This window comes from Oscillospiraceae bacterium (assembly GCA_015068525.1).
Classification (GTDB): domain Bacteria; phylum Bacillota; class Clostridia; order UMGS1840; family HGM11507; genus SIG450.
On record SVKJ01000049.1, the window covers coordinates 1 to 3,697 of the forward strand.

3 protein-coding genes are annotated in these 3,697 nt (G+C 32.5%); all 3 read left to right on the forward strand.

Features of this window, described 5'->3' with window-relative positions; all coding sequences use genetic code 11:
* Window positions 1–457: 457 nt before the first annotated feature.
* Window positions 458–1,552: a hypothetical protein gene (locus E7419_08280; protein ID MBE7015172.1), complete on the forward strand. Its 1,095-nt coding sequence runs from the start codon at window positions 458–460 to the stop codon at window positions 1,550–1,552.
* The gene (locus E7419_08285) at window positions 1,542–3,341 is read left to right on the forward strand and encodes an ATPase (protein ID MBE7015173.1); all 1,800 of its coding nucleotides are present in this window, start codon (window positions 1,542–1,544) and stop codon (window positions 3,339–3,341) included. The genes E7419_08280 and E7419_08285 overlap by 11 nt, the downstream gene beginning before the upstream one ends.
* Window positions 3,342–3,375: 34 nt before the next feature.
* On the forward strand, window positions 3,376–3,697 hold a 322-nt coding region (locus E7419_08290), incomplete at its 3' end, for a hypothetical protein (protein MBE7015174.1).

Below are 3,697 nucleotides of genomic sequence, written 5' to 3' on the forward strand. Positions count from 1 at the left end.
ATTTTGTTTCAAAAACAAGAGAAGAACGTTATGATAGGTGTGTCGTGTGTTTTAGAAATGTTTATACATTAGGTGGGAAAAGTGTAAGAGATCACGATAATATTGAAACAAAGAAAGTCTTAGATGTGATTACAGCATATCTTTTAGTAGATGATACAGGTTTGTTATGTTCAAATTTTTATACTACGACTGTAGGTGAGAATGAGCAGACGGAAGTATATATAGTGTCGAAAAATGATTTTGGAAAATGGTTAAAAATTTACCCACTTTAATTATTAAAAAAATGGACAAAAAGCTTATAAAAAATTGGCAAAATTGAGGCACTTTTTTAAGTGTTTTTTTTGTCAGATTTTTTGGCTTAGAAATATATTCAAATAAATATTCCTTAATGCAAAACTTACCCGAGTATGGAGACTTAAGGGTAAAAAATTGTAATAAATAAGAAAGGGGTGCAGTCATGATCATTGACAAACTAGAGCGTGATTTTTTGGAGTTGGTTGCAGTCTCAATTGACTACCCTTGTAGACTAATGAACAGGTTAGGATGCAGTAATAGAAGTGCATATAGATTAATTGAGAAGTTAATAAGTGATGGCTATATAAGAAAGCACAAGAAAGATAATCTGTGCTCCTTAAGGATAACTAAAAAAGGGCAGTCTATTTTATTAAAGGAAAATCCGGAACGATTTGAGAAGTTTATGGAAAAGAGAAGATATTGTAAAAGTGAAGTTGTAAAAAGACTTCGCTGGCATAGAATAGCTTCTACTTATACAAGTATGAGAAATGCTGAAGTTGGTATTTTTTTAGATGAAAAGCCCAATCTTTTTTCTAAGACAGGAACTGATTCTGCCAGTATTGATAAGGCATTTTTTTATAGTGCAGTTGAAATTAAAGATTTAGGACCGGAATGTACAAAGATAAAATTTTCAAGAGCAGTTGGCATCATGTTATGTCCAAATGAAGTTGGTTTTATAGTTTATAATACGGATAACTCTCTAATGAAATGGAGTAGTAGGGCAGAACAGAGATTATATGGTGTTCTTACCGGAATATTATTAAATAATTCAGTACAAGTAAATGATTTTGCAGGAATTATGATTGGTAATAACATGGGAACGGCTTTAACACAATTATTAAGTAGTGGCGGAGTAAAAAACTGTTTTTTTAAGGTAGATAATACGTTTAATGAGTTTTACTATATTCCAGAAGATAATGACGGAGATGTATTGCTTAGGTTATTAACTAATTATGAAAAAAGAAGAAAAATACGGGATATGGTAATGCAGTCGTTTAGAATTACCAACAATATGCTACCATTTGCAAGTGATGGTGTTGACTCTGAAGAAAGAGCAACGTTATTGGCTTATGAATTTGATATGGAGAAAATACGAAAATTTAAGAGCGGAATCGAGATGTTTGAGGAACCTGGAATTGTTATTTGTTTTGATTTCCAACGTGAAGTTTTAGCAAAATACTTTGGCAAATTGGCACGAATAGTAACTTTGAGCAGAGAATTGGTGGCAAAGGAGTTGGATGTGTGGAATGAAAAATAGCAGAAAGATTGTATTATTACTAATTCCGGTACTGTTAGTGCTATCTTTGTATTTAAGTGGATACTTAACACAATTTTTATATAACTATAACACGTGGAGGAAAGAATATGGTTTTTCTTCAGGAGTATCACCTGAACTACCGTCTGGAGATTTTATAGAGTGTATATGTGCAGTCTTCGATAATCCTTATGGACTTAAAGGCATAGGAGTAACCTTTATGATTATGCTTATAATCACGTTATTCATCATTTTTAAGGGAAAAGGAGAAAATGGGATTACAGATAGAAAACGTAATATTGTTTATTCAGATTCAGGGAATTATGGAACAGCAGGTTTTATGAATGACGAAGAAATGAAGAACGTTCTGGAGGTTAATACTCCTAAAAATGTTAATGGCATAATTTTAGGGAAATATGAAGGCAAGGCAGTCTGTTTACCGGAAAATACAAGAATGAATAAGAACGTTGCTGTTTATGGTGCAAGTGGTACAATGAAAAGCCGGGCATTTGTGCGAAATAGGATTTTTCAAGCGGTGAAACGGAATGAAAGTATCTTTGTAACGGATCCCAAGTCTGAGTTATATGAGGATATGGCGATATACTTAAAGAATAATGGATATAAGGTTAAAGTGTTCAATTTAATTAATATGCAGAATAGCGATTCATGGAATTGTCTAAAGGAAATTGAGGGGAATGAATTAATGGCTCAGGTTTTTGCAGATGTGGTAATTAAAAATACATCATCCGGACAACCGGATCATTTTTGGGACAATGCGGAACTGAATTTATTAAAAGCGTTAATCTTGTATGTATGTAGTAATTATACTCAGCAGACAATAGGGGCAGTCTATGAGTTGTTATCTACTAAGAGTGAAACTCAGTTAAATGGATTGTTTGCAGGATTAAGTAAAAATCATCCTGCATTTGCATCATATAATATTTTTAAGCAATCATCAGATACGGTACGTTCTGGAGTAATTATAGGATTAGGTGCAAGATTGCAGGTTTTCCAGAATGAAATTGTAAAAAACATTACAGCTTCGGATGATATTGATTTGGAGTTGCCGGCAAAAGAAAAGTGTGCATATTTCTGTATTACTTCGGACCAAGACTCAACCTTTGATTTTTTATCTTCATTGTTTTTTTCATTTGCATTTATAAAATTAGTTAGATATGCAGACAAATACGGAAAAAATGGAAGATGTGATTATGATGTTTGCTTTATACTTGATGAGTTCCCGAATATCGGCGGGATTGTTGACTTTCAAAAGAAAATATCAACAGTTCGGAGTAGAGGAATAAGTATTGCAGTAATTTTTCAAAATTTAGCACAACTTCAGAATCGGTATCCTAATAATATCTGGCAGGAGATTCTGGGGAATTGTGACACACAATTATTTTTAGGTTGTACAGATGAATTAACTGCACAATTTATAAGTAATAGATCCGGTGAGATCACAATTGGGGTTACCAGCACACAAAAAGTGCTTTCAACGTGGCAATTAAGCAAATATACACCTCAATACCGAGAGACAACATCAGTTGGACGAAGAAAATTGATGACAATGGATGAAATCTTAAGAATGCCATTGGATAGAGAGTTATTGATTTTAAGGGGACAAAAAGTATTAGAACTTGAAAAATTTGATTATACTTTACATCCGGAAGCTAAAAAAATAATAAAAAGTAAAGCAACCGACTATATTCCAAGTTGGCGATCCAAAAACGAAAATAATAATGAAAGCGAAAATGTTATAAAAAAGAAAAAATTAGTTAGTAAAGCACCATAATTAGTATGGTGTTATTTTTTAAGGAGGGATAAACATGCCTAGAAAGAAAAAAGAAGAACTGATAGAAGATGTGACTGAATTAAAAAAGACAACAAGAAGACGAAAAAAAGAACCTATTGAGGTTAAAATTGATGAAGAAGAAAAAATAATCACTCAGGAAGAAAAAGAAAAAATGTTGTGGTTAGATTTAAGAACTGCAATGAAAGGCAAAAAAATATTAACAGCAAGACTTGAAGGAATTGAGAAAACAGCCAGTGGTATTCCAATCGCAGTAGCTTATTATAATGGGGTGCGTATTGTGATCCCGGCTAGTGAAATGCTGATTGATATAAATGAATATGAAGATCAAACTAAAT

Coding starts and splice junctions, on each gene's coding strand:
- E7419_08280 (MBE7015172.1), top strand. CDS start 458: ATGATCATTGACAAACTAGAGCGTGATTTTTTGGAGTTGGTTGCAGTC.
- E7419_08285 (MBE7015173.1), top strand. CDS start 1,542: ATGAAAAATAGCAGAAAGATTGTATTATTACTAATTCCGGTACTGTTA.